This is a genomic window from Aliivibrio fischeri ATCC 7744 = JCM 18803 = DSM 507 (genome assembly GCF_023983475.1).
Taxonomy (GTDB): Bacteria; Pseudomonadota; Gammaproteobacteria; order Enterobacterales; family Vibrionaceae; genus Aliivibrio; species Aliivibrio fischeri.
In genome coordinates this window covers 1,415,586-1,441,004 of record NZ_CP092713.1, presented here as the reverse complement: position 1 = coordinate 1,441,004, position 25,419 = coordinate 1,415,586, and the positions used below count along the sequence as shown (strand labels likewise).

Annotated in this window: 24 protein-coding genes; 15 read left to right on the top strand and 9 right to left on the bottom strand. The window is 37.0% G+C overall.

Annotation, left to right across the window (positions count from 1 at the left end; genetic code table 11):
- Positions 1 to 174: 174 nt before the first annotated feature.
- Genes AVFI_RS19995 through yjjG form a run of 5 tightly spaced genes read left to right on the top strand, consistent with a single transcriptional unit; the run spans position 175 to position 4,892 of the window.
- Positions 175 to 1,662 (top strand): cobyric acid synthase, encoded by a 1,488-nt coding sequence (locus AVFI_RS19995; protein WP_065597401.1) that lies wholly within the window; start codon positions 175 to 177, stop codon positions 1,660 to 1,662.
- An 11-nt stretch (positions 1,663 to 1,673) separates the two neighbouring features.
- Complete coding sequence (gene modA / locus AVFI_RS19990; protein ID WP_017020312.1) at positions 1,674 to 2,411, top strand: molybdate ABC transporter substrate-binding protein; 738 nt, start codon at positions 1,674 to 1,676, stop codon at positions 2,409 to 2,411.
- Positions 2,408 to 3,097: a molybdate ABC transporter permease subunit gene (gene modB / locus AVFI_RS19985; RefSeq protein ID WP_005422234.1), complete on the top strand. Its 690-nt coding sequence runs from the start codon at positions 2,408 to 2,410 to the stop codon at positions 3,095 to 3,097. Before modA ends, modB begins: the two co-directional genes overlap by 4 nt.
- 3 nt (positions 3,098 to 3,100) lie before the next feature.
- A complete protein-coding gene (modC, locus tag AVFI_RS19980; RefSeq protein WP_012535009.1) occupies positions 3,101 to 4,195 on the top strand; it encodes a molybdenum ABC transporter ATP-binding protein ModC in 1,095 nt (364 codons plus the stop codon).
- Positions 4,196 to 4,205: 10 nt separating this feature from the next.
- Positions 4,206 to 4,892 (top strand): pyrimidine 5'-nucleotidase, encoded by a 687-nt coding sequence (yjjG, locus tag AVFI_RS19975; RefSeq protein ID WP_188863496.1) that lies wholly within the window; start codon positions 4,206 to 4,208, stop codon positions 4,890 to 4,892.
- 65 nt (positions 4,893 to 4,957) lie between these two features.
- Here yjjG and AVFI_RS19970 read toward each other — a convergent pair whose 3' ends face one another.
- Both AVFI_RS19970 and AVFI_RS19965 read right to left on the bottom strand, forming a co-directional pair.
- Entirely contained in the window at positions 4,958 to 5,134 is a 177-nt protein-coding gene (locus AVFI_RS19970; protein WP_012535021.1) for a DUF2986 domain-containing protein, read from the bottom strand.
- A gap of 4 nt (positions 5,135 to 5,138) precedes the next feature.
- Complete coding sequence (locus AVFI_RS19965) at positions 5,139 to 5,657, bottom strand: DUF2058 domain-containing protein (RefSeq protein ID WP_012535642.1); 519 nt, start codon at positions 5,655 to 5,657, stop codon at positions 5,139 to 5,141.
- An 83-nt stretch (positions 5,658 to 5,740) separates the two neighbouring features.
- Here AVFI_RS19965 and AVFI_RS19960 point away from each other — a divergent pair, with 83 nt between their 5' ends.
- The 9 genes from AVFI_RS19960 to AVFI_RS19920 all read left to right on the top strand — a co-directional run bounded on the left by AVFI_RS19960 (position 5,741) and on the right by AVFI_RS19920 (position 16,972).
- The gene (locus AVFI_RS19960; protein ID WP_188863495.1) at positions 5,741 to 6,049 is read left to right on the top strand and encodes a DUF1289 domain-containing protein; all 309 of its coding nucleotides are present in this window, start codon (positions 5,741 to 5,743) and stop codon (positions 6,047 to 6,049) included.
- 331 nt (positions 6,050 to 6,380) lie between these two features.
- Positions 6,381 to 6,557: a trimethylamine N-oxide reductase system protein TorE gene (gene torE, locus AVFI_RS19955; protein ID WP_005422244.1), complete on the top strand. Its 177-nt coding sequence runs from the start codon at positions 6,381 to 6,383 to the stop codon at positions 6,555 to 6,557.
- A 57-nt stretch (positions 6,558 to 6,614) separates the two neighbouring features.
- Complete coding sequence (gene torC / locus AVFI_RS19950; RefSeq protein WP_012535449.1) at positions 6,615 to 7,793, top strand: pentaheme c-type cytochrome TorC; 1,179 nt, start codon at positions 6,615 to 6,617, stop codon at positions 7,791 to 7,793.
- 23 nt (positions 7,794 to 7,816) lie between these two features.
- A complete protein-coding gene (torA, locus tag AVFI_RS19945; protein WP_155662685.1) occupies positions 7,817 to 10,279 on the top strand; it encodes a trimethylamine-N-oxide reductase TorA in 2,463 nt (820 codons plus the stop codon).
- A 237-nt stretch (positions 10,280 to 10,516) separates the two neighbouring features.
- Positions 10,517 to 12,502: a methyl-accepting chemotaxis protein gene (locus tag AVFI_RS19940; protein WP_012535570.1), complete on the top strand. Its 1,986-nt coding sequence runs from the start codon at positions 10,517 to 10,519 to the stop codon at positions 12,500 to 12,502.
- Positions 12,503 to 12,898: 396 nt separating this feature from the next.
- On the top strand, positions 12,899 to 14,638 hold the full coding sequence (locus AVFI_RS19935) for a glycoside hydrolase family 36 protein (protein WP_012534681.1): 1,740 nt from the start codon (positions 12,899 to 12,901) through the stop codon (positions 14,636 to 14,638).
- Between the two features lie 218 nt (positions 14,639 to 14,856).
- Positions 14,857 to 15,939: a hypothetical protein gene (locus tag AVFI_RS19930; RefSeq protein ID WP_236782067.1), complete on the top strand. Its 1,083-nt coding sequence runs from the start codon at positions 14,857 to 14,859 to the stop codon at positions 15,937 to 15,939.
- Positions 15,940 to 16,005: 66 nt separating this feature from the next.
- Positions 16,006 to 16,836: a methyl-accepting chemotaxis protein gene (locus tag AVFI_RS19925; protein WP_236783554.1), complete on the top strand. Its 831-nt coding sequence runs from the start codon at positions 16,006 to 16,008 to the stop codon at positions 16,834 to 16,836.
- Positions 16,826 to 16,972 carry a hypothetical protein gene (locus tag AVFI_RS19920; RefSeq protein ID WP_054775501.1) on the top strand — a complete coding sequence of 49 codons (147 nt, stop codon included), beginning with the start codon at positions 16,826 to 16,828 and terminating at the stop codon, positions 16,970 to 16,972. The genes AVFI_RS19925 and AVFI_RS19920 overlap by 11 nt, the downstream gene beginning before the upstream one ends.
- 48 nt (positions 16,973 to 17,020) lie before the next feature.
- Here AVFI_RS19920 and AVFI_RS19915 read toward each other — a convergent pair whose 3' ends face one another.
- The 7 genes from AVFI_RS19915 to pspF all read right to left on the bottom strand — a co-directional run bounded on the left by AVFI_RS19915 (position 17,021) and on the right by pspF (position 24,537).
- The gene (locus AVFI_RS19915; protein WP_054775502.1) at positions 17,021 to 18,148 is read right to left on the bottom strand and encodes a winged helix-turn-helix domain-containing protein; all 1,128 of its coding nucleotides are present in this window, start codon (positions 18,146 to 18,148) and stop codon (positions 17,021 to 17,023) included.
- Between the two features lie 9 nt (positions 18,149 to 18,157).
- Positions 18,158 to 18,982, bottom strand: coding sequence for a peptide ABC transporter ATP-binding protein (locus AVFI_RS19910; protein ID WP_012534873.1), 825 nt, complete (start codon positions 18,980 to 18,982; stop codon positions 18,158 to 18,160).
- On the bottom strand, positions 18,966 to 19,979 hold the full coding sequence (locus AVFI_RS19905; protein ID WP_012535662.1) for a peptide ABC transporter ATP-binding protein: 1,014 nt from the start codon (positions 19,977 to 19,979) through the stop codon (positions 18,966 to 18,968). The genes AVFI_RS19910 and AVFI_RS19905 overlap by 17 nt, the downstream gene beginning before the upstream one ends.
- Positions 19,979 to 20,866, bottom strand: coding sequence for a putrescine export ABC transporter permease SapC (sapC, locus tag AVFI_RS19900; RefSeq protein WP_054775503.1), 888 nt, complete (start codon positions 20,864 to 20,866; stop codon positions 19,979 to 19,981). The genes AVFI_RS19905 and sapC overlap by 1 nt, the downstream gene beginning before the upstream one ends.
- Positions 20,853 to 21,815, bottom strand: coding sequence for an ABC transporter permease (locus tag AVFI_RS19895; RefSeq protein WP_012534674.1), 963 nt, complete (start codon positions 21,813 to 21,815; stop codon positions 20,853 to 20,855). The genes sapC and AVFI_RS19895 overlap by 14 nt, the downstream gene beginning before the upstream one ends.
- Complete coding sequence (sapA, locus tag AVFI_RS19890; RefSeq protein WP_188863494.1) at positions 21,815 to 23,440, bottom strand: ABC transporter substrate-binding protein SapA; 1,626 nt, start codon at positions 23,438 to 23,440, stop codon at positions 21,815 to 21,817. Before sapA ends, AVFI_RS19895 begins: the two co-directional genes overlap by 1 nt.
- A gap of 77 nt (positions 23,441 to 23,517) precedes the next feature.
- Positions 23,518 to 24,537 carry a phage shock protein operon transcriptional activator gene (gene pspF, locus AVFI_RS19885; protein ID WP_012534704.1) on the bottom strand — a complete coding sequence of 340 codons (1,020 nt, stop codon included), beginning with the start codon at positions 24,535 to 24,537 and terminating at the stop codon, positions 23,518 to 23,520.
- Between the two features lie 175 nt (positions 24,538 to 24,712).
- Between pspF and pspA the strand changes: the two genes are divergently transcribed.
- Positions 24,713 to 25,378 (top strand): phage shock protein PspA, encoded by a 666-nt coding sequence (gene pspA / locus AVFI_RS19880; protein WP_188863493.1) that lies wholly within the window; start codon positions 24,713 to 24,715, stop codon positions 25,376 to 25,378.
- Positions 25,379 to 25,419: the final 41 nt, after the last annotated feature.

The window sequence follows — 25,419 nt, the reverse complement described above, 5'->3', positions numbered from 1 at the left end:
ACCTAGTACCTAGTACCCAGTACTTGTCTCGTTTAGATGCCTCTATTAAAGCAAATACAGTTTGAATCTAGCGTGAGGGATATGTTCATATTCCATTCATTTTTAAACAAGAAGCGATAATCGATTGATGTTATTATTCTTGTTCTTAAAAATTTTATGAATTTAGATGGAATTATGCGTAAATATTCTCCTTTGATGGTTCAAGGAACCACATCAGATGCTGGAAAAACAGTTCTAGTGGCAGGCTTATGCCGATTACTTGCCAATAAAGGGATCCAAGTTGCCCCTTTTAAACCACAAAATATGGCGCTAAATAGCGCGGTAACAGAAGATGGTGGAGAGATCGGCCGAGCTCAAGCTCTTCAAGCTGATGCAGCAAGGGTTAAACCGCATGTTCATATGAATCCTATCTTACTCAAGCCAAATACAGATATTGGCGCGCAAGTCATTGTTCAAGGAAAGGCGATTGAAACCATGGATGCGTGGGGGTTTCATGATTATAAAAAATTGGCAATGCCGTATGTATTAGAATCATTTTCTTATTTATCTAATAACTATGAATGCGTCGTTATTGAAGGAGCAGGGAGCCCCGCTGAGATAAATTTACGTGAAAATGATATTGCGAATATGGGATTTGCGGAAGCGGCTGATGTTCCTGTAATCATTGTCGCCGATATTGATCGTGGTGGAGTATTTGCTCATCTTTATGGCACATTAGCTTTATTGTCTGAATCAGAGCAAGCTCGGGTAAAAGGTTTCGTTATTAACCGTTTTCGAGGTGATATTTCGCTTCTCGTTCCGGGACTTGAATGGTTGGAAGAAAAAACGGGTAAGCCTGTATTGGGTGTCATTCCCTATTTGCATGGCTTAAATTTAGAAGCTGAAGATGCGATAAAAAGCGAACAACTGGATAAAGGTAAGTTTGTAGTTAAAGTACCAGTCGTTACTCGTATCAGTAATCATACGGATTTTGACCCATTACGTTTACATCCAGATATTGATTTGCAATTTATTGGGAAAGGGGAGTCTTTATCTGGCGCTGACTTTATTATTTTGCCAGGCAGTAAATCGGTTCAGGCCGACTTAGATTACGTAAAGGCACAGGGGTGGGATAAAGATATTGAACGTCATTTACGTTATGGCGGGAAAGTGATGGGAATTTGTGGTGGTTATCAAATGCTTGGTGAATATCTTGCTGACCCACTTGGTATTGAAGGGGCTCCTTGTAGTATTAAAGGGTTAGGGTATTTATCTATTTCGACAGAATTACAAAAACAAAAGCAACTGACTTTAGTGGAAGGAAAGTTAGTATTACCTAACCAAAGTGCTGTAAAAGTGAAAGGATATGAGATACACGCAGGAGTGAGCACTAACTTAGGACAAGAGCATAGACCAATCAGTATTCATACAAAAGATGCGATGAGATATGATGGTACTATTAATAGTGAAAACTCTATTTTTGGTACGTACTTACATGGTGTTTTTGATGAACCAGAAGCATTTGAGGCGATTTTAACATGGGCTGGATTAGAAAAATGCCAAGCAATTAATATGCACGATATCCAAGAAGAGGCCATTGAGCGTATTGCAAAATCAATGGAAGAAAGTTTAGATTTATCATTAATTTGGCCTGATGTTTTTGAAAAGAATAAAGCTTATTAAAGGGAACACTAATGTTACGAATAATGCTGTTTTTAACTTTAATGATGAGTACATTTTTTGCTTCTGCAAATGTGACGGTTTATGCCGCATCATCACTAACGAATGTAATGGATGATATTGTTTATGCTTACCAACGCCAAACTGGAAATAAAATTCGTGTAAGTTATGCTGGCTCATCTTCTCTTGCTCGCCAGATAGCAAATGGAGCTCCTGCTGATATTTATTTATCCGCTAATACTAAGTGGATGGATTATTTAGTAAATCAGGATCAAATAGAGCCGAACACAAATCGAGATTTATTAAAAAATAGCTTAGTACTCGTTGCTTCAAAAAGCACGCCAAAAGTGGATTCATGGCAGTGGTTTGTTCAACAAAAAGATCTGCGTCTTTCTATGGCAGATCCTAGGCATGTTCCAGCAGGTATTTATGGTAAGCAAAGTTTAGAGAACCAAAAGCGTTGGGAGTCGGTTAGTCATCGAATCGCATCAGGAAATAATGTTCGTTCAGCATTGTTGTTTGTAGAGCGAGATGAAGCGCCATTAGGTATTGTATATAAAACCGATGCGCTTTCTTCAAAAGGCGTTAAGATTGTTGAGGAATTTCCTAATGAATCGCATGATCCGATTGTTTACCCAATCGCCATTGTTAAAGATAAATCATCGAAAGATGTGTTAGATTTTTATCATTATTTATTGTCTGAAAATGCAACAAGTCGATTTATGAAATACGGATTTACCCCTTTCAAATGATACTGACAGATTATGAAATAGAAGCGCTATTATTAAGCTTAAAAATCGCAGGAATTGCGGTGAGCTTTTCATTGCCCATCGGGATCTTGCTCGCTTGGCTATTAGCGCGTTGTGACTTTAAAGGAAAGTCCATACTAGATGGTATTATTCATTTGCCTTTGGTATTACCTCCTGTTGTTATTGGATACTTATTGCTTATCTCAATGGGGAGACAGGGTATTATTGGTAAATGGCTCTATGAGTGGTTTGGGTTAACCTTTAGCTTTAATTGGAAGGGTGCTGCTTTAGCCTCCGCGATTGTCGCTTTGCCGTTAATGGTTCGTGCTATTCGTCTAGCGTTAGAATCTGTTGACCAAAAATTGGAACAGGCGGCAAGAACTCTTGGTGCTTCACGCTTTAAAGTTTTTTCTACTATCACGCTTCCTTTGATGCTACCGGGTATTCTTACTGGAGCCGTTTTAGCTTTCGCTCGTAGCTTGGGAGAGTTTGGGGCAACCATCAGTTTTGTCTCTAATATTGAGGGTGAAACACGTACTTTACCCCTTGCGATGTTCAGTTATATTGAGATCCCAGGAGCAGAGATGGAAGCGGCACGCTTGTGTGTTATTTCAATCATTGTCGCTTTAATCTCATTGCTATTGTCTGAATTTTTGGCTCGTGCAAGCAAAAAGAAGTTGATGGGTTAAGTCATGTTAGTGATTGATATAAAAAAACAACTTGGTGATTTGTTATTAGACGTTAAATTATCACTTCCTTCTTCTGGTATCAGTGCGATCTTTGGGCGTTCTGGTGCTGGGAAGTCCTCACTTGCCAATGTGATTAGCGGATTAACTTCTCCAGAAGAGGGCCGTATTACATTAAATAATCGTGTTTTATTTGATTCAGAATCAAGAGTATCGATGCCGCCAGAAAAACGTAATATCGGTTATGTGTTTCAAGATGCTCGTTTATTTCCTCATTATAAAGTCGAAGGTAATTTACTGTATGGTTGTGGTGGAAAAAGAACACCGCATTTTAACGATGTAGTGAAGTTATTAGATATTGAATCCTTATTGGCTCGTTACCCACATTCTTTATCTGGTGGTGAAAAACAACGCGTAGCTATCGGACGAGCAATTTTATCTGAACCTGCACTGTTAATTATGGATGAACCATTAGCGTCTCTAGATCTACCAAGAAAGCATGAAGTCATGCCTTATTTAGAGCGCCTTGCAAAAGAGATTAAAATTCCAATCCTTTATGTATCACATAGCTTAGATGAGATTTTACGACTAGCTGATAATATGGTGCTGTTAAATCAAGGAGCAGTCAGTTTATCCGGTGATATTACCTCTGTTTGGAGCTCTCCATTAATGAGACCATGGTTAAACGCGTCAGAGCATTCAGCGTTACTGGAAGGAACGATTTCAGAACTACATTCAGATCATCCTATGACCAAAGTGACACTCAATAATAGCCAGCAAGGTATTTGGGTTAAGTCCCCTTGTAATTGTATTGAAGAGGGAAGAAAAATTCGTTTGCGTATCCGCGCTAATGATGTCTCGCTCATTAAACAGCAGCCTCAATATAGTTCAATCCGTAATATTCTTCCGGTTGTCATTGAAGATCTTACTGAAGATAAAGAGAATGATGTTGTTGCGGTAAAGTTAAATTTATCGGGTCATGTGTTATGGGCAAATATTACACCTTGGGCACGTGATGAGTTGCAGTTAGACATAGGGCAGTCTTGGTTCGCTCAAATTAAAGGGGTCAGTGTGACACAGTCTGATCTATGTTCAAAATAAGGAAAACATAATGAAGTACCAATGGATCTTATTTGATGCTGATGAAACTTTGTTTCACTTTGACGCTTTTGCTGGCTTGCAACGCATGTTTGCAGGTTATGGTGTTGAATTTGGTAAAGAAGAGTTTATTGAATACCAGCTAGTGAATAAGCCACTGTGGGTAGATTATCAAAATAATGAAATTACCGCGCAGCAATTACAAGAGACTCGTTTTGAGTATTGGGCTAATAAAGTCGGTGTTACGCCAAAAGCAATGAATAGTGCGTTTATGATGGCGATGGCTGAAATATGTGAACCGTTAGATGGCGCGCGTGATTTATTGGATACGTTATTAGCAAATAATGTAAAAATGGGGATCATTACTAATGGATTTACAGAGTTACAAAAAATTCGTTTAGAGAGAACCGAATTTAGTCATTATTTTGAACTCATTGTTATTTCTGAACAAGTAGGCGTAGCAAAACCGGACAAACGTATTTTTGAACATAGCTTTTCAATGATGGGTGAGGTTGATTTAGAGCGTGTATTGATGGTTGGGGATAATCCAGACTCTGATGTATTAGGTGGAATGAATGCTGGCATCGATACATGTTGGCTTAATGTTCATAGTAAGTCATGTCCTGAAGGCGTACAGCCAACTTATGATGTCACTTCATTAGCTAATTTAAAGACAATATTAATGTCATCATCATCGTGATATAAGAAAGCCCCTAGAGTGTAGCTCCTAGGGGCTTTTATTTTATTATACTGAGTTGAGATTACTTAGTCTTCAGAAGCTGTTGTGTCTGTCAAACTTTCAGTCGTTTGTTCTGCTTCAAGTTCCATTTTCTCTCTATCTGCTTTCGAGATATATTTAGGTTTGTTTGCGCGACTTTGTTTGGTTTGATTTTTACGGTGCTTTTTTAAAATCGCGTCTTTAACTTTCTTTTTACGACTCATCGAATTACCACATTAAATCATCAGGAATAACAAACTCTGCGTATGGGTCATCTTCGTCTTTTTCTTCTTCAGAAATAACGTTATTTAATACTACGATAGACTCATCACGAAGTGTGATTTTGTCAGCAACACCAGCGGGAACGACTTCGTAATCATCATTATAGTTCACGATAGCAAGGCGACCTGCAACTAGTTGATCTTGCATTGCTTTATCAACATAAATTTTCTTCACTAACGTACCATCAGTAAAGTTATAACCGATATCACCATGTGTACGATCAATTTTGTTTACGCTAATTAGTTGCTTAATTTGAGCGGCTAATTCTTTTTGCTCTTTTTCTTGTTTCTGTTGCAGGCTTAACTCTTTGTCTCTTTCTGCTTGAGCAAGTTTATTTGCTTCAACCGCGGCTTTTGCTTCACGGTTTTGAACTCTTGATTTCTTAGATGCTTTTTTTGCTTTTGCTGCTTTCTTTTGGTTCACTAACCCAGCTTTTAGCATTTGCTCTTGTAAGCTCAGTGCCATATGTTGTTCCTAATTGATATTTGCAGAATTGAAATGATTATCCCATGAGTTGTCTGGGATTTAAAGATATAGAGAGAAGTTAGATGAAAAGCCCTTGTCGTGCAGCGTGTAAAAATGAAGGTGGTATTTGCATTGGATGTAAGCGCACTATGAAAGAAGTTCTGGAATGGCGAGATTTAGGTGATGAGGGGAGGGACAAGATTATGGGGATTCTTGATGGTGAAATACAGACACATTTATGCCCCGAGTGTGGTGAGTCAGCGCAATGTGATATTAAAATGGGAAAAGAAACATGCTGGTGTTTTGAGCTAGAACCTCGCAGTGTAAATCTTACATCTGATACATCAACATGCCTTTGTCGACATTGCTTAGTAAAAAAGCCTGTATCCTGATTTTTATGTGCTACTCTGTGTGGATTAACCATGAAGATTGATTTAAATCAATTTTTAAAGGCTTTTTATCCGGTTACTCTTTAGAGGTAATTAACATTATTAACAATTACTACATAAAATTAATTTGTCACATCTATTAATATTTTTATATTTAATTTTTCAATTAAATACATCTCTGGATGAGCTCAAAAAAGTAGTGGATAAAAGGACTTATCTTCAAAATTTAATTGAAGCACTATTTGTGAGGGATTAAAATTTACGGCAAATAGGTTCGACAAGTTGTTAACATTTTCTATATTTAAACAGTAGAAAAATAACTAGGAATATAATTATGAGCAATGTAGTAAAGCAAAGCGATGAAAATAAACGCTCTTCTGAATGGAAAGCATTTTTCTTCATCACAGTTGTTCTTTTCCCAATTTTAAGTGTGGGTGTGGTTGGTGCTTACGGTTTCTCTGTATGGTTCATGCAGATGCTGTTTTTTGGAATGCCAGGTCACGGCGGTTAATTCTTATATAAAGAATGCTGTTACTAACGATTTAGAATTATTAGAAGAGATACAATTATGATGTCATTACTTAAAAAAGCTTGGGCTGTTTTTGCACGTCCGAGTGTTCACATCAGCTTGGGTGTTTTAACCCTTGGTGGTTTCGTTGCGGGGGTGATTTTCTGGGGTGGTTTTAACACTGCTTTAGAAGCAACAAATACAGAAGAATTCTGTGTAAGCTGTCACGCAGACAACATTGCACCAGAATACGCTGGTACTATTCACGATAAAAACCGTTCAGGTGTACGTGCGACATGTCCAGACTGTCACGTTCCACATGATTGGACTTCAAAAATTGCTCGTAAAATGCAAGCAAGTAAAGAAGTATTTGCACACGTATTCGGCTTTATTGATACTCCAGAGAAATTTGAAGAGCGTCGTATCATCTTAGCCCAACACGAGTGGGATCGCTTTAGCGCAAACAAATCTCTTGAATGTCGTAACTGTCACGACTACGACGGCATGGATTTCTCTAAAATGCAGCCAACGGCTCGTATTCAAATGCAAGGTGCAAAAGAACGAGATCAAAGCTGTGTTGACTGTCACAAAGGTATCGCACACAAACTTCCAGCAAACATGGACAGCTCTGGTGGCATGATCAGCGAGTTAACTCAACTTGCGGGCAATACTAAGTATGAAGATGGCCAAACTTACGTTTCTGTTCGTCACTTACCAATGTATGAAGATGAAAAACTAACTGTTGAAGCTGGTTTATTAAACCCAGCATCTCAAGTAACTGTACTTGAAGAGAAAGGTGATGCGATGAAAGTTGCTATCGACGGTTGGCGTAAAGTTAAAGGCTTCGGTCGTGTTATCCAAGAAGATTTTGGTATGAACATCGCTGTAGGTTCTTTACTTAAGAGCGTATCTCAAAACGACAAATTTGTTCAGAAATTTGAAACTAAAGAAGATGAATTAACAGGTCTACCTTGGCAGCGTGTTACTGTGAATCTATGGATGAAGAAAGAAGACTTCATGCCTGATTACACAACGGTTTGGCAGAAAGCTGAAGAATCATACAAAACTAACTGTTCTGTATGTCACACACAGCCAGCAGAAGCACACTTCGATTCAAACACATGGCCTGGTATGTTTGACGGTATGATGGCATTCGTTAACTTCGATACAGACAGCAAGTCACTTGTATTGAAATACCTACAAAAACACTCTTCAGATTTTTCTGACGAAAAACACTAAGAATTAATTGGAGTAGATAGAATATGTCTATTAGCAGAAGAAGTTTTCTAAAAGGTGTTGCAACAACAAGTGCAGTATCTTTAGTAGGTCCAAGCCTACTAATGTCTTCAAAAGCAAATGCAGCTGAAACTACAGGTACATGGCGTACGTCTGGTTCACACTGGGGTGCATTCCGTGCACACATCTACGGTGGTAAAGTTCAAGAGCTTAAAGCAATTGAATTAGATAAATACCCAACAGATATGTTGAATGGTATCAAAGGTATTATCTACAGCCCAAGTCGTGTACGTTACCCAATGGTTCGTCTTGATTGGTTGAAAAAACACAAGTACTCAGCTGAGACTCGTGGTAACAACCGTTTTATCCGTGTAACTTGGGATGAAGCACTAGACCTTTTCTACCGTGAATTAGAGCGCGTTCAAAAAGACTACGGTCCATGGGCTCTACACGCAGGTCAAACAGGTTGGAACCAAACAGGTTCTTTCCACAACTGTACAGCTCAAATGCAACGTGCCGTTGGTATGCACGGTAACTTCATCAAGAAAGTAGGTGACTACTCTACGGGTGCTGGTCAAACGATCATGCCATACGTACTTGGTTCTACAGAAGTTTACGCACAAGGTACATCTTGGTCTGAGATCCTAAAACACTCAGACAACATTATCTTATGGGCAACGGATCCAGTTAAAAACTTACAAGTAGGTTGGAACTGTGAAACTCATGAATCTTACGAATATCTTGAGCAACTTAAAGAAAAAGTAGCGAAAGGTGAGATCAACGTACTTTCTGTTGACCCGGTTAAGAACAAAACACAGCGTTACTTACAGAATGACCACATGTACATTAACCCACAATCTGATGTGGCGTTCATGCTGGCTGTAGCGTATACGCTATACACAGAAGACATGTACGATAAGAAGTTCATCGAAACTTACTGTTTAGGTTTTGATGAGTTCATGCAATACGTACTAGGTGAGACTAAAGATAAAGTAGTTAAAACTCCTGAGTGGGCTGCTGAAATCTGTGGTGTTTCACCAGAGCAAATTCGTGAATTCGCGAAAATGATGTCTACTGGTCGTACACAGATCCTATTTGGCTGGTGTATTCAACGTCAACAACACGGTGAACAACCATACTGGATGGGTACAGTTCTATCAGCAATGACTGGTCAAATCGGTCTAGCTGGCGGTGGTGTATCTTACAGTCACCACTACTCAAGTGTTGGTGTTCCATCAACAGGCTTCTCTGGTCCTGGTGGTTTCCCACGTAACGTGGACCAAGGTCATGAGCCTAAGTGGAATAACAATGACTACAACGGTTACAGCAGCACAATTCCTGTTGCTCGTTGGATCGACTGTCTATTAGAACCAGGTAAAGAGATCCGTTACAACGGTTCTAAAGTTGTATTACCTGATTTCAAAATGATGGTTATTTCTGGTAATAACCCTTGGCATCACCACCAAGATCGTAACCGTATGAAGAAAGCGTTCCAAAAACTTCAAACGGTTGTAACAATTGATTTCACTTGGACTGCAACATGTCGTTTCTCAGACATCGTGCTACCAGCGTGTACGCAATGGGAACGTAATGATATTGACCAATACGGTTCATACTCTGCTCGTGGTCTAATTGCAATGCATAAACTGGTTGATCCTCTGTATCAATCAAAATCAGACTTCGAGATCATGACTGAGCTAACACGTCGTTTTGGCCGTCATAAAGAATACACTCGTGGTATGGATGAAATGGAGTGGGTTCGTTCACTTTATGCTGAATGTCGCACAGCGAATGAAGGCAAATTTGAAATGCCTGAGTTTGATGAGTTCTGGGAAAAAGGCGTTCTAGATTTCGGTGAAGGTAAGCCATGGGTACGTCATGCTGCGTTCCGTGAAGATCCTGAAGTTAACGCATTAGGTACACCATCAGGCTTCATCGAAATTTCAAGTCGTAAGATTGAACGTTTCGGTTATGAGCACTGTCAAGGTCACCCAATGTGGTTCGAAAAATCAGAACGTTCACATGGTGGTCCTGGTTCTAAGAAACACCCATTCTGGATGCAATCTTGTCACCCTGACAAACGTCTGCACTCACAAATGTGTGATTCAGAAGAGTTCCGTGCAACTTACACAGTTCAAGGTCGTGAGCCGGTATACTTAAACCCACAAGATGCTAAAGAAAAAGGCATCAAAGATGGTGATTTAGTACGCGTATTTAACGATCGTGGTCAACTACTAGCTGGTGCTGTTCTAACTGATAGCTACCCACGTGGTGTTATCCGTATTGAAGAAGGTGCATGGTACGGTCCATTGAACGAGAAAGTAGGTGCTATTTGTACTTACGGTGATCCAAACACATTAACGCAAGATATTCCATCATCTGAGCTAGCTCAGGCGACATCTGCAAACACATGTTTGGTTGATTATGAGAAGTTCACAGGTAAAGTTCCACCAGTAACGTCATTCGGTGGTCCAATTATTATTGAGTAATCATAATAATAAATAATATTAAAAAGCACCTAATTTAGGTGCTTTTTTTATATATATAATTCATGATTTATAATATATATATTCAAGTTAAATTGATAATCAAATAATACATTCACAAGACTTATCTAATATCGTTTTTTTTCTAAACTCGCGTTATTTCTCTATGAGAAATCATAAACTTGTATTATTCTCTCGCCGAAATTTCACACTGCGTGAAATGTGCAGGATATAGCAAGAATGTCACACAAATTATTAACTAATCTAAAAACAAAATATCAAATATTAGTCCCTGTATTAGCAACCATTATAGTCATGGTGGTAGCGATTTATCTGGTTAACTCTAAATTAGAGTCAACAAACCGAAATGTTCAGATTTCTGATCACCGTAGCCTTCAATTGAGCAACGTTTCAATTGCAGAATCACGTCTTCTTTTCTTACGATTAAGCGTGTCTTCAGGCTTCACTAATTATGAACTATTAAAATCAATTGATTTTGATGGAATTTCTGCTGAACTCAGTGCTAATTTTAAAAGCATGGTAGAGGAACAGCGTAAATTACAAGAAATGAAAGCGGCGGTGAAAACACCAGAACAACTTCAAACTGAAGTCAACGTTCTGATTTCACAGCTTAATAGCTATAAAAAATATGCTGAAAACATTTCTAAATCAAATGATGCGAAAATAGAGGAATGGGGTAATTCACTGTATTTAACAACGCCTATTCAACAAGCAAGTGAACTAATTTTCACGGCATCTCAAAGTGAAGAATCAAAGCAGTATTGGAGCAAGGTTGTTCCTGAGGTTTATAGTCGAGCTGCTAAAATTGAAATTCAAATGACGTCTTTATTTAATGATGATTTATATACATCAGTAAGTAAGACACCAAGAATTGAACTTGTTGAGAAAGATTTTGAAGCACTAGCAAAATTAATTGCACCGTTAGAAAATAAAAAAGCGAAAGAGATTCTGGTTGCCGCATTTAAGGTTCAATCAGAATTAAATATGTCTTTATGGAATGCAACGGCTGATATTAATAAAAATAAGAAAGCATTGACTGAACTTGGTAGTCTTATTTATCAAGAGCTAAATGATGAGAAAAATCGTTTAACTGAAATGAATGGAAAAATTTCAGATCATAACATGCAATTAATATCAGAAAGCCAGAATCTATTATTAATGGCAATTACGATTACAGTTATTATTTCGTTGATTATCGGAATATTTATTGCGCAAATAGTGACAAGACCGATTTTAATACTGCAGAAACAAATGTCTGATATTTCAGAAGGTCGCTTAGACTCATTAAATGAGCAATCAAGTGATAATGAAATTGGTGAGCTATGTAAAAATACTGACGGCACTGTCATTCGTTTGCAAGAAATGATAAGTAATCTACGAAATGTTGGAGAGGAAGTCTCTTCTTCATCAACAGAACTAGCAGCAATCATGGTACAAAGTGAAGCTAATGCCTCAGATCAAAAATCTCAGGTTGATTTGATCGCAACTGCAATTACGCAATTAGCTGCATCCGCAAATCAGGTAGATGAATCTGCTAACCAAGCAGATGCGAAAGCAAAAGAAGTATTGACGATGAGCCGTGATGGCGCTCGTTCTGCTTCTGAAGGCGTAAAATTAAGCCAAGATTTAGCTTCTCAAATGGATGCAACCTCTGGCGAGGTGATGATACTTAAAGATCAGACCGATCGTATTAGCGAAGTTATTACAGTGATTGATTCAATCTCTGAACAAACGAACTTACTTGCTCTGAATGCGGCGATAGAGGCGGCACGAGCTGGGGAAAGTGGTCGTGGATTCGCGGTTGTTGCAGATGAAGTTCGTGTATTAGCGGCAAAGACACAGCAATCAACTCAGAACATTCAAAATATCATTAATGAGCTACAACAAAAATCATTGAATGTTGTTGAATCAGTAAATCAATCGATAGACATGATTCATCAAACAGCTCAAATGAGCATTGATACAAATAATCAATTGCTTAATATCTCAGAGTCAATTGAGCTCATTTCTGTTACGAATTCAGAGATGGCTACAGCAGCTAATGAACAAAACCGTGCAATTGAATCTATTAGCGAAAATGTAAATATGATCACTGAGACTATCAGTCAAAATGTTGAAGGGATCAAAGAGTCAACTCAAGCAAGTCAACACTTGTCAGAGTTATCAGAGAATCAAAGAGAGCAATTATTGTTCTTCAAATTATAACGAAAACCGAGCAGGCAGCCAAGGTTGTCTGCTCCTCATCTTATTGATTAACATTCTTTGGAATCATTATGAATAATATAAACAACGATTATATTACGACTGTTAGCAAAGAATCATTGCTGGCTTTAGGGCTTACAGACGAAGAAATCGAATATATATTAATTATATTTGAGCTTGAACTGTAATAATTAACGCTAAATTTGATGGGGTAAGGCTACCTAAAAAAGTAAAATAACCACTCTCTATTGTTGATGTAATTCATATAATTAATACTAATAACCATCAAGACTTTCACTTTTATTTGTTCTTGTTGATTGTATTCTTAATAGTAGTATTCTATGCAAATTACAGAATTATCTGATTTTAGTTAATACAGCAGTCAACACTAGGAAGTGAATGATGAACCCACTATTTTTCTTATGTGGACAAGAAAGTATCCCGGTACAAACCGATTTAATTTATGAATTCCAAAATGATCAAATATCGATGCATTTTTCAGGTATTCATAATCTTCCAATTAATGATCATTATCTTATTCTGCAATTTCCAACCCAATTAGAGCACGATGCAAAAATTTTGGGTGATGGTTTTCAAATGCTTGCTCAGACAGGCGGAAAAGTCGACTCACCACAAGAGATCGGCCGCTGTCCTGATAATAGCCCTAGTTATCGAATTTATTCGGATCGCGCAAAAAAAAGATTTTATAATTATTTAGTGATTGAACAATCAGACGGATTTACTCTCTTTGGTTTTACTTCTTGTTATCGATTTGCTGGTTATTTCGAGATACATGAATATCAAGGAGCAATGAATGTGATGGCATTTCTTGATGGTGAATTTACTCATCCGCAAGATTGGGCTAGTAATCGAATGGAGTCATTAACGGTTATTAAGGCTGACTCTTTAGCTGAGTTATATGAGCTTTATGCAGCCAAAGTACAACAGCAGCACCCAATTCGACCAGGAGTAAAACAAGATGCTCCAATTGGCTGGTGCTCCTGGTACGCCTACTATGCAGACGTTACAGAGAAAAATGTCTTAGATAATGTCGAGGTTATGTGCCAAAAAGACTCTGAATTTGAGTGGGTGCTTCTTGATGATGGATATCAAGCCTTCATGGGAGACTGGTTAACCCCTTCAGATAAATTTCCTAATGGCATCAAAGCGCTTTTACAAGATATAAAAGCGAAAGGAAAGAAACCGGCTATTTGGATAGCTCCATTTATTGCACAGCCTGAATCAGACATTTTTAAAAATCATCCAGATTGGTTTGTTCATCACGAAAATGGTGAATTATTAAAAGCAGAAGATATTACTTATGGCGGTTGGCGTTGTACGCCTTGGTATATCCTTGATACTTCAAAACAAGAAGTTCAAATTCATTTAACAGAGGTTATCCACACCATGAAGGAAGAGTGGGGAGTAGAACTGTTTAAATTGGATGCTAACTACTGGGGAACACTAAAAGGTAAGCGAATACAATCTGGGATTACGGGCATTGAGGCATATCGATTAGGTATGCAAGCGATTACAAATGGGGCTGGTGATGCGTTAGTTCTTGGCTGTAATGCGCCAATGTGGCCATCGTTGGGTTTAGTTGATGCAATGCGAGTTTCTGATGATGTCGAACGTAACCCTCAACGTTTTGAACAGATTGCAAAAGAGACATTTTACCGTAGCTGGCAGCATCGTAAATTGTGGCAAATCGATCCTGATTGTGTCACGTTGATCTCATTGTCTAATCAAGGGACTGAACGAAAATATTATGAATTTCACCGAAATGTGATTTTAGCTTCTGGTGGACTTGCATTGTCTGGTGATCCGTTACCAGATTTGAATAAGTTCGCAAAGAAAACATGGAAGAATATTTTGTCTCGTCTTCGTTTAACTCAAGAGGCGGCTCAGTTTACTTCATTGAGTAATAAGCATTGCACATTAACACTCAATCATCAGCATGAATTGCATTGTCTATTTAACTATGATGATGAAGCAATGGAACATACCCTTGTTGCTGATCAGCCATCTATTTGGCGAGATTTCTGGACAGGGGAGCAGTTAAATGAAGAACCTACCCAGATGCTAATTTTAACTTTAGAGAGTGGATTGAACAGTAAAGCTATTTTAGTTTCAAATTAAAAGCTCAATTAAAAATCAGGAATTAGACAGGTGTAATCTTTAAATTTACACTTGTCTTTTTTTATGCCTAAAAACTTCTAAAATATACAAGGATAACTAGATTTAACTATTTGATTTAAAATAACTAACTACTTTTTCCTTTGTTTTTGTTCATTTGAAGACGACTACTGGTATCCATATAATCCGACTCCCTTTTAAATCATAAATAGAGTTATTATATGAATGCTATTAATCGTTTCTTACTGAATATCCCTCTACGATATCAAATACTCTTTCCTCCGCTTTTCGCTATTATGGTTATGATTATATCTATGTTGATCATTTCATCAGCGATGAATCAATCGGTTAAGAACTCAGAAGTACTAAATGTTCGCTTGCAAGAAATGACTCATCTATCTAGCAGTGAAACAAAAATTTTGCAGGTATTTAGTGAAATTAATCGTTCTTTATCAAATCCAGAAGCCTTAGAAAATGTGGATGATTATGTTTTTGAACAAATTGAACTGATTAATTATGATTTCAATTATATTGAAGAAGAGCACAACAAGATTAAAGATCAAAAGCATACAACACAGCAATTGATTACTGATTTAAACAAAGTTTCTGTTTTATTGGAAAACATGAAAGACATTATTGAGTCGAATCAAACCATTTCAAAAAAGATGCAAACGGAATGGGCTAAGTTACCTTATCTAAGTGACTCAATAGAGCTTTTAAGTAAAGAAGTTAAGGATAATGAGCAACATCATTGGATCGAAATGGAAGAGGCACTGTACTCTTCATCTGAAATATTACAGATAAAGTTAAATTCGCTATATAACTTTAATATAGATAAGGAAGATTTTGAGATTATTGATGCTGAATTTATCAAAATAAACCAAGTAATTGATGATATTCATCAAAGTGATGCAAAAAGAAAAATACAATTAAATATTAGTAATTTACAATCAATTTATCATCAATTTTCTGAGTTAATTACTAATCTAAATAACAATAAATCGGATCTATTTAAAATTGAAAATAGCATTAATTACTTGATTAAAAATCAAAGTTCAAGGATTAATGAAATTAGCAGTACTTTATCAAAAGATAGTATTGAGCTTGTTTTTTCTAGCAAGCAAATGATTATTATTTCTATGATTTGTTTTACGTTATTAACCATGTTGATTACATGGATTACGATTCGAACGATTGTGATGCCTATAAGGATCTTGAAGGATCAAATTGAGTTTCTTTCTGAAGGAAAACTGAATGAGTTGAATAACTTAATTGGCAGTAATGAAGTCGCTGAGCTTTGCTAAAATACAGATAAAACGGCACATCATTTACATCAGATAGTGAATGCTCTACGTGATATTGCTTCAGAGGTGTCTACGTCTTCATTAAGCCTTAATGTATTAATGAATACGAATGAAAAGAATATATTAGAAGAAAAGTCTCAGATTGAATTAATTGCAGCGGCTGTTACTGAATTATCGGCAGCAGCTACTCAAGTTGATCACGTTGCTATGAATGCAGATGAAAGAGCAAAAGAGGCATTGAATTTAAGTCGCTCAGGTTCAGATACGGCTTCAGTAAGCAGCCAGTTAAGTCAAGAGTTAGTGAAACAAATGGGGTTAACCGCTCAAGAAGTTGAGTCATTAAAGGTCCAATCAGAGCAAATTAGTGAGGTTATTACGGTTATAGATTCAATATCAGACCAAACTAATTTATTAGCATTAAATGCAGCGATTGAAGCGGCTAGAGCAGGTGAGAGTGGGCGAGGCTTTGCTGTCGTTGCTGATGAAGTTAGGATGCTTGCTGCAAAAACGCAACAATCAACATTAACCATTCAAGAGGTTATCGATCGCTTGCAAAGTACATCTAATGATGTGGTTGAATCTGTTTCTAAATCAATCAAGATCATTAATGAAACTCAAGAAATGACGGAGAAAACAAATTCACAATTACTTGATATATCGAAAGAAATAGAAGAGATAACTTGCTCAAATACAGAAGTTGCGACCGCTGCAAATGAGCAAAATCAGGCCATTTTATCTATAAGCGAAAGTATTAATTTAATGACGGAGAACATTAATAAAAATATTAATGAAATGAATAAAATCAGCTCTAACGCTGATAGGTTATCTGAGTTATCAACATCACAAGTAGAGCAACTTAAATTTTTCACTTTAATAGATAAAGCTCATGAAAAGTAATACAAAAAAAACAGGCGATCCTCAGAAAGAAGCGTCTATTTCTAATGGTTTAACTGTGGAAGAGAGGGATTTCCTTTATAAAGTGTTTTGTTTTCCATTTAATCAAACGTCAAAAAAAGAAGATACAAAGAAATAAGTAAACTAAATGCCATAGCAGCAAAGGTATGCTGCTATGGTGTGCCTTTTAATAAAACTCTTTAACAATAAATGAAATATCTTGTTGTTCACTATAAGTAAGACTGAAGCCTTTATCTATAATATAAAAGTGCAGGTAGTTATACTTATGGTCGTTTTTGAATGTTTTGGGGAACATTTTTAGCTTCGTTTGATCTTCAATATGCCCATGCTGAATTAAGCTACTTTGTTCATCTTCATTAATGACATTTGATATTAAGGTATCTTTATCAAATTGAGCTTTAAAATCACTAAAATAAGTATACTTCCCGTTATATCCAGTTTCTGAGATGTTAATTGACATATCTAAGTCATAGCTTTTATCTTCTTGAAGATTAAAATAGAAATTATATGTCGCAAATGCAATGTAATCTTTATCATCATTTGATGTAAATTGAACATTAGTATGAAGATTAAAATTACCATCCTGATCGGTATCTTTTTGAATGACAGGGTGCTTATCTTGTTTCAAGTTGCTCGTAAGATTTTGATTTATTAGTGTTTCGACGTTATCTTCATTTGTTTCTAGAAAAATAATTTTGTTCGTAACATCATTACATTTATGTTCGACAAATAAACATTGAGATAAAGATAACTTATCTTCACCAAGATGCAAAAAGTATAAGTAATTAGATTGAATATTTAATTTTTCTATATCAATAGGTTTAGATGTGGATAACATATATATATTATCTGATACTTTATTAAGGTTTTGCGTTATTGAGTTAGGTGCTACTTGTTTGAAAATAGGGAAGATTAAGAAAAGGGAAACAAGAATAAGCACTGAAGAGAAGAGCAAATAGAACCTTTTAATTGGTTTTGCGAGTAGACGATCTCCTGATTTATAACCTTTGTTTTTTATTGTATCGATGATTGAGATATTATGAGTTAAGAATTTTTTCCTCAGCAATGATATTGTCTGAGTCACGACGCTATTTGCAACGGAACCATCTTTCCAACATTGTGTGTATATTTCATCTTTTGTATAAATTCTATTTGGATTACTATAAAGAAGAAATAATAAGTTAGCTTCGTTAAGGCTCATTTTTATTTCTTCTTTAGTACTATTGATTACAACAGTTAAACTGCTGTAATCAATAGTGATATTTTGGGTTTTAACTATTTCTTTTTTATTCATTATTACCCTTTAGCATTCGATTTTTGGTGTCGCAGCGCTGATGCGTTGTTTTCTATCGTGAGTTGGAGCATCAAAATGGCTTTCTAAAAGACGCTGTGTGATTGAATGTTGAGGATTAGAAAAGATCTCTTGTGTTGAGCCTTTTTCAACAACTTCTCCCTCATGCATCACCATTACTTTGTCGGTAATATGTTTCACCACACCAATGTGTTGTGATACATAAATAAATGAAATGGCCATTTCTTGTTGCAGTTCCAAAAACAAATTAATGATTTGAGAACGCATTGCCATATCTAAGCCGTTTAAAGCTTCATCAGCAACGATAATTGATGGCTGAAGAATTAATGCTCGAGCCAAACAAACACGTTGTTTTTGGCCTGTTGCAAGCATTTGCGGATAGAAATATGCATGTTCCGGTAATAAGCCAACTCGTAATAAAGTATCTTTTACCCGCTGTTGACGAGCTTCTGGTGACATACTGGTATTACGTTTTAATGGTCCTTCTAAAATACGACCAATTTGAATTCTAGGGTTTAATGATGAGTTTGGATCCTGGAAAATCATCCGAATCAGTTTGCAGCGAGTTTGAAAATCTTTGTAATCTAATACTTCACCATTAACTTTAATGATCCCAGAGGTTGGTTCAACAACTCCAGCTAGCATACGTGCAAGTGTTGATTTACCAGAGCCATTAGCACCAATAAAGCCAATAGTTTGTCCTGCTTCTAAAGAAAAGCTAACAGGTTTAACGGCTTCACGTACTTGTTTACGAAATAATCCAGTACGAAATACATAGTCTTTTTTAAGATCAGTAACCTCAAGAAGCGCAGTCATTCTTCTTCTCCTCAAAATTTAATGGGAAATGGCAGCTAAATTTGTGATCTTTTACTTTTTGTCTTTCTGGTACTTGAACACATTTACGTTGTGCATACGGACAGCGAGGCCCAAGTCGACAACCAATGGGTAAATGTTGTAGCGGCGGAATTGTACCTGGTAACGATTCTAATTTGGCTTTATGTGGGATCCCGTCTTTGCTGAAATCAGGCATCGCACGTAGTAATGCAATAGTATATGGGTGCTTTGGTGCTTCAAGAATGTCTTTACGACAAGCTGATTCAACGGATTGGCCACAATACATCACCGTGATTCTATCTACCCATTGGGTGAGGGTGATTAAGTCATGACTGATTAATAAAATTGTCGTGTTATTAACCTGATTCATTCGACTTAGTAGACGGAATATTTGTGACTGTGTCACCGCATCTAATTCATCGGTTGGTTCATCAGCAATTAAGATACGTGGTTTGTTGGCAATTGCCATTGCGATCATTACTTTTTGACACTCACCATCCGTTAATTCGTATGGATAGCATTTCATAATGCGTTTATGATCTTTTATACCAACTTTGTGGAGTAGGGCGATTGCGCCTTTCGTACGCCAATTCCATCGTTGCCACCAACTGCCGGTAAAATATTTAGAAGGAATCGCTTCTTTTAATTGATTACCCACTTGTTCTGACGGATCGAGACAGGTAGAAGGCTCTTGGAAGATCATTGCCATTTCACGCCCGATAACGCGACGTCTTTCTTTAGGTGATAGGGCTAATAAGTCGATATTACCTAAACGCATGCGGTCTGCGCTAATTTTCCAGTTGTCTTTAGTAATGCCTAAAATGGCTTTAGCAACAAGAGATTTTCCTGAGCCAGACTCGCCCACAAGACCACGAATTTCACCTTCATTTAAGGTTAGACTCATACGGTCTACCGCTTTTACCATGCCTTGTGGTGTCTCTAACTCAATGGTTAAATGGCGAATATCTAATAACGGCATTATTCAGTCCCCGCATTTAGCGCACGTTGAATACCATCACCAACTAAGTTAATGATAATAACTGTAAAGGTAATCACAATACCGGGTAACGTCACTGTCCATGGTGCGGTATAAATTAATTCAATTGAATCACCTAACATGGCTCCCCATTCAGGACTAGGTGCTTGCGCTCCTAAACCAAGAAAACCTAATGCTGTAATATCCAAAATGGCTACCGAGATAGCGAGTGTCATTTCAGCTACTATTACAGTAAGAATATTTGGAAGTACTGAATTCCAAAGGAGATAGAAGTTATTTGCACCATCCAGTCGAGCAGCAAGTACATAGTCTTTTTCTACTTCGTTATGAACGGCAGTATACACAGCTCGAATAAATCGAGGGATAAGTGCTAACCAAATGGCTAATAAAATATTGAATTCACCAAATCCTAAAAATGCCACGAAAATAATCGCCAACAACAGAGATGGGATTGATAAAATGGTATCAAGCAAATGGTTTAATGTACTGGACAGTAAACCCTTTGTCATACCAGCAAAAATACCAATTACACAGCCAACAAAACCTGATAGTAGGGCAACGATAACCGCATAACCAAAGGTTAATTGTGAACCCATGAGTAATCGTGACAAGATGTCTCTACCTAGATCATCAGTACCTAAGAAAAAGATAACATCTCCCTCAGAACTCCATGATGGAGGCATCAGTAAATAATCTGACTGCCATTGTGGATCATATGGACTTAACCATGGAGAGCTGAGTGTGATAATAACAATCAGTAATAAACACCAAAAACCAAACATAGCGAGTGAATTCGCTCGATAACTCAACCAGAAACGTTCCATTTGAGTAGGGATATGTTCTTCTTGATAAACACTATTTGAGAGCATAGAACTCTTTCCTTACTAACGGGTTAACTGCTGCACCCAGTAAATCAGATAAAATGTTGGCTAATAAAATGAACGACGCAACAGTAATTACGCCAGCTTGAATGGCGACAAAGTCTTGATTAATGATGGAATCGAGTAACCAACGTCCAACCCCAGGCCAATTAAAAATCGATTCAGTTAAGATCGCAGCGGTAAACAAGCCAGATAATTGAACCCCTAATTTTGGAATAATTGGAGGTAAGGCATTACGGATAATGTGTTTGACCATTATTTCAAATTTAGATAAGCCTTTAGTATGTGCTACTTTGATGTAGTTTTGTGTAATGACTGTAGCAACAGACGATCGCATCAAGCGTACAACTTCGGTCATTGGTGCAATAGAAAGCACTAATGTAGGCAAAATTAAATGTTGAATAATGTTTTCAAGCATCTCTGCTCGATAAGGCGATTTTGAGGCAAGTACATCAATGAAGGCAAATCCTGTTTTAGCATCGAATTCATACAATAAGCTGTAACGACCAGAAACTGGAGTAACGCCTAGCTGTAAACTGAAAAACATTAACACTAACAATGCAATCCAGAATAAAGGCATTGAATAACCAACTAATGCGATGGATGAGATTAGTGTGTCTAACGGTTTACCTCTACGCATTCCGGCAATAGTACCAATTGGCGTACCTATAATCAGAGCAATAAAGAAAGCAAAGAAACAAAGTTCGATAGTGGCAGGGAAGACTCGAAGTATTTCATCAAGCATATTTACGCCATATTGATTCACACCTAAATTACCATTTAATAGTTGACCAAGATAAGTTAACCAACCAGATAAAAAAGGTGTTTGCGCCCAAGCTGATGTCTCATCTAGACGTAAAATATTAAAACCAATCAGAGTTAAAATGAGTAGGGTAATAATAAATAAATTAAAGCGTCTAATGGTATAAATCCACATTAGTTCAACTCCTTAACTCTAACAACGTTATGGAAAGAGTAAGTATTAAAAGGGCTTAATGTGAAGCCTGTTAAAGAAGATTGATTTGCTTGATATTTAACACCGTGAGCCAGAGGGATAACGGGTAATTCTTCACTTAATACATTTTGGATTTGGCGATAAATATTAATACGATATCTTGGTTGATTTGTTTCTTTAGCTAAATCTAATAACAGATCAAACTCCTCGTTACACCAGTTTGCAACACCAAAACCCGCTTGTTTAGCATCACACGAAAGTAACGGTCTGAGTAATGAATCAGGATCTGAACTGTTTGCATTCCAGCCAGTCAGCACCAAATCGATATCAGCATCTTTTAGTTCATTCGGATTTAAAATATCAGAGGTGATCAGTTTTAAATCTATGCCTAATTTTGCAAAGTCACTTTGAATAATCTCTGCAGATTTTTTTGGACTTGGATTGTATGAGTTATTATCCAGTGGAACCCACATGGTGAGTTCTAACCCATCTTTAACGTCAGCTTCTCGTAACAAGCCTTTAGCGTAATTGAGATCATAGCGAATGTGTGAATTATCGTTACCATAAGCCCATGATGCTGGAGGTAAAATGGATTTTGCTTCAATTCCTGAATTGTAATAAACCGAATTAATTAGGCTAGAACGGTCGATAGCAAAACTGAGCGCTTTTCGAACTCGTTGATCTTGTAAGATAGGCTCTTGCATATTAATAGCGATATAAGCTACGTTCATTGCCGTTTGTGAGTACAAAGTCAATGCGTCATTATCAATAATGATTGGTAGCTGGCTTGATATTGGGTTAGCAACAACATCGCACTCTTGGCGCAGCAGTTTTGCTAAAGAGCCTGTTCCTCTGCTAGAAATATCAAAGACAACTTGAGACATGTTCGCAGGACCTTGCCAATATCTATCATGACGTTTTAAACGGACTAATTCGCTTTTTTGGAATTGAACTAATTTAAATGGACCTGTTCCTATTGGTTCCACATCAATTAATGCTTTTTCGTCTATTGCAGCTAATTGTTGTGCGTACTCTTCTGAATGAATAACGGCATAGCTTGCTGCGAGAACCGATAAAAAGGTGTTGTCTGGTGTTGATAAAATGAAGCGTACCTGATGAGGTGTGATTGCTTCAACAGACGTAACCATTTGAGAAAAGTTTATACTGTTAAACCAAGGGTAGTCTCCTGAATTAACGTTATGAAATGCGTTATTTTTATCTAAGATTCGATTAAAACTGAATACCACATCATTAGCAGTTAAAGCTCGAGTTGGAGTAAACCATTCGGTTGTATGAAATTGAACATTTTGCTTTAAATCAAATGTATAAACTGTGCCTGTATCATCAACCTGCCAAGAGGTTGCAAGGTTAGCTGAAGGTTTTTGCGTTACAGGATCTATGATAAGTAAACGGTCATAAATTTGAGCGCTTATAGCCTCAAGAATACTGTTGCCGTCAGAAATCTGTGGGTTAAAAAAATCCACATTTCCAGATTCACAATAAATGAATCCTGTGTCATGAATCGTTTGTTTGATCCCCGCATCATAACAAGCCGTTAGATTAAATAATCCAGTAGCAGCTATGAGTAGGCGCGCAATAATCTTCATAATGACCGTAGTTTTATCGATTTAAATTAATGAACCTGCCATTTTATACCCAAGTGACTGGTTCTGCACTCAAATATCTAAGAATATCCCTTGATTGTGGTCAAGAGTTGATGTTTTTTTAATAATCCACGAAATTGATGATAAGTAATGCCTAATTCTTCAGCAGCTTTTCGTTGGTGGTACTGTGTTTCAACTAATGCTTGTTGCAGTAATTCTTTTTCTTGGTCTAATTGAAATTGCTTTAGATTCAAAGGTAAAGATGGTTTGCTATCTTGCGTTACCGTCTTGTTGATTATAGTTGAAGAATTTTTTGTTGGCGCATTTTCCCAAGGTGCAATAAATGGGTTTATTTGAATGGATTCTATCTGAGCTTCTTCATGGTTATGTTTAAATACCGCTCGTTCAATACAATTACGAAGTTCGCGAACATTACCTGGCCAGCCATAATCTAAAATTTGATGTTTAGCTTGATGCGAAAAACCAGCGAAATAAGCCAGATTCATTTCCTGACACATTTTGATGGCAAAATGTTCTGCAAGTAATAAAACATCGTTTTCACGGTATCGTAATGGTGGTAGATGAATGACATCAAAAGAGAGTCTATCTAATAGGTCTGCTCGAAATTTTTTCTCATTAACCATTTCTTGAGGGTTTTGATTAGTAGCACAAATTAGACGAACATTGGCTTTTAATGTTTGTGAGCCACCAACTCGTTCATATTCACCATACTCAATCACTCTAAGTAGCTTCTCTTGTACAGTAAGAGGAGCAGTAGTGAGTTCATCTAAAAATAAAGAGCCGCCATCGGCACGTTCAAATCGACCTTGATGACGTTGCTTTGCACCCGTAAAAGATCCTGCATCGTGGCCGAAAAGTTCCGAATCGAGAGTTCCGGAGTTTAGAGCTGCGCAATTTAAACTAATCAATGGCTCATTCCAGCGTCTAGATAAAAAATGCAAACGCTGAGCAATTAACTCTTTACCTGTTCCTCTTTCACCAAGGATCAGTATCGGTCTATCAATTGTCGCTAATTGTGAAGCATGGTCTAGCGCAGATAAGAATGCATCAGATTCCCCAACTAAACTGTCTTTTCTCATCAGATCTCCATTTTTATGGTTATTTTGACCAAAAAGTAGTGGTTTTAATCATGGCTTATTTTTGTTATATGGTCAATTTTAAATAAGTCATTGATTTTTATGGAGTGAAAAAGTGGCATACATTGTGTAATAGCTATATTAAAAGCAAAATCGTTTATTTAGTGAGGATTCAATTATGGGTATTTTTTCACGTTTTGCAGATATCATTAATTCTAATGTAACTTCTTTATTGGATAAGGCTGAAAATCCAGAAAAAATGATCCGTTTGATCATTCAAGAGATGGAAGATACGTTAGTTGAGGTACGCACAGCATCAGCAAAAGCGTTGGCAGATAAAAAAGAGTTAACTCGCAAAATTAGCTCCATTGAAGCACAAGTTGCTGATTGGCAAGATAAAGCAAGTTTGGCATTGCTTAAACAAAGAGAAGATCTTGCACGTTCAGCATTAATTGAAAAACAAAAAGTTCAGGATATTCTTTCTAGCTTAAAAACCGAATTTATTTTGGTAGAAGAGAGTATTGAGAAGCTGAGCGCAGAATTAATTGAGTTAGAAACTAAACTGACAGAAACAAGAGCAAGACAACAAGCATTAGTCATTCGTCAACAAACAGCACAACATAGAAATGACATTAAATCACATACGCATTCAGGTAAGACTGAACGTGCTATGGCTAAATTTGAGCAATATGAACGCCGAATTGATGAGTTAGATGCTAAAGCTGACAGTTACTCTATTGGAAAAACAAATTCATTAGAACAAGAGTTTGCTGAACTGCAAGCGCAAGATGAAATTGATAAAGAAATTGAGCGTCTAAAAGAACAAATGAAGAAAGACGCATAGTCTTCTACCTAAGCAACAATTATCTGAATGGGTAGAGAGTT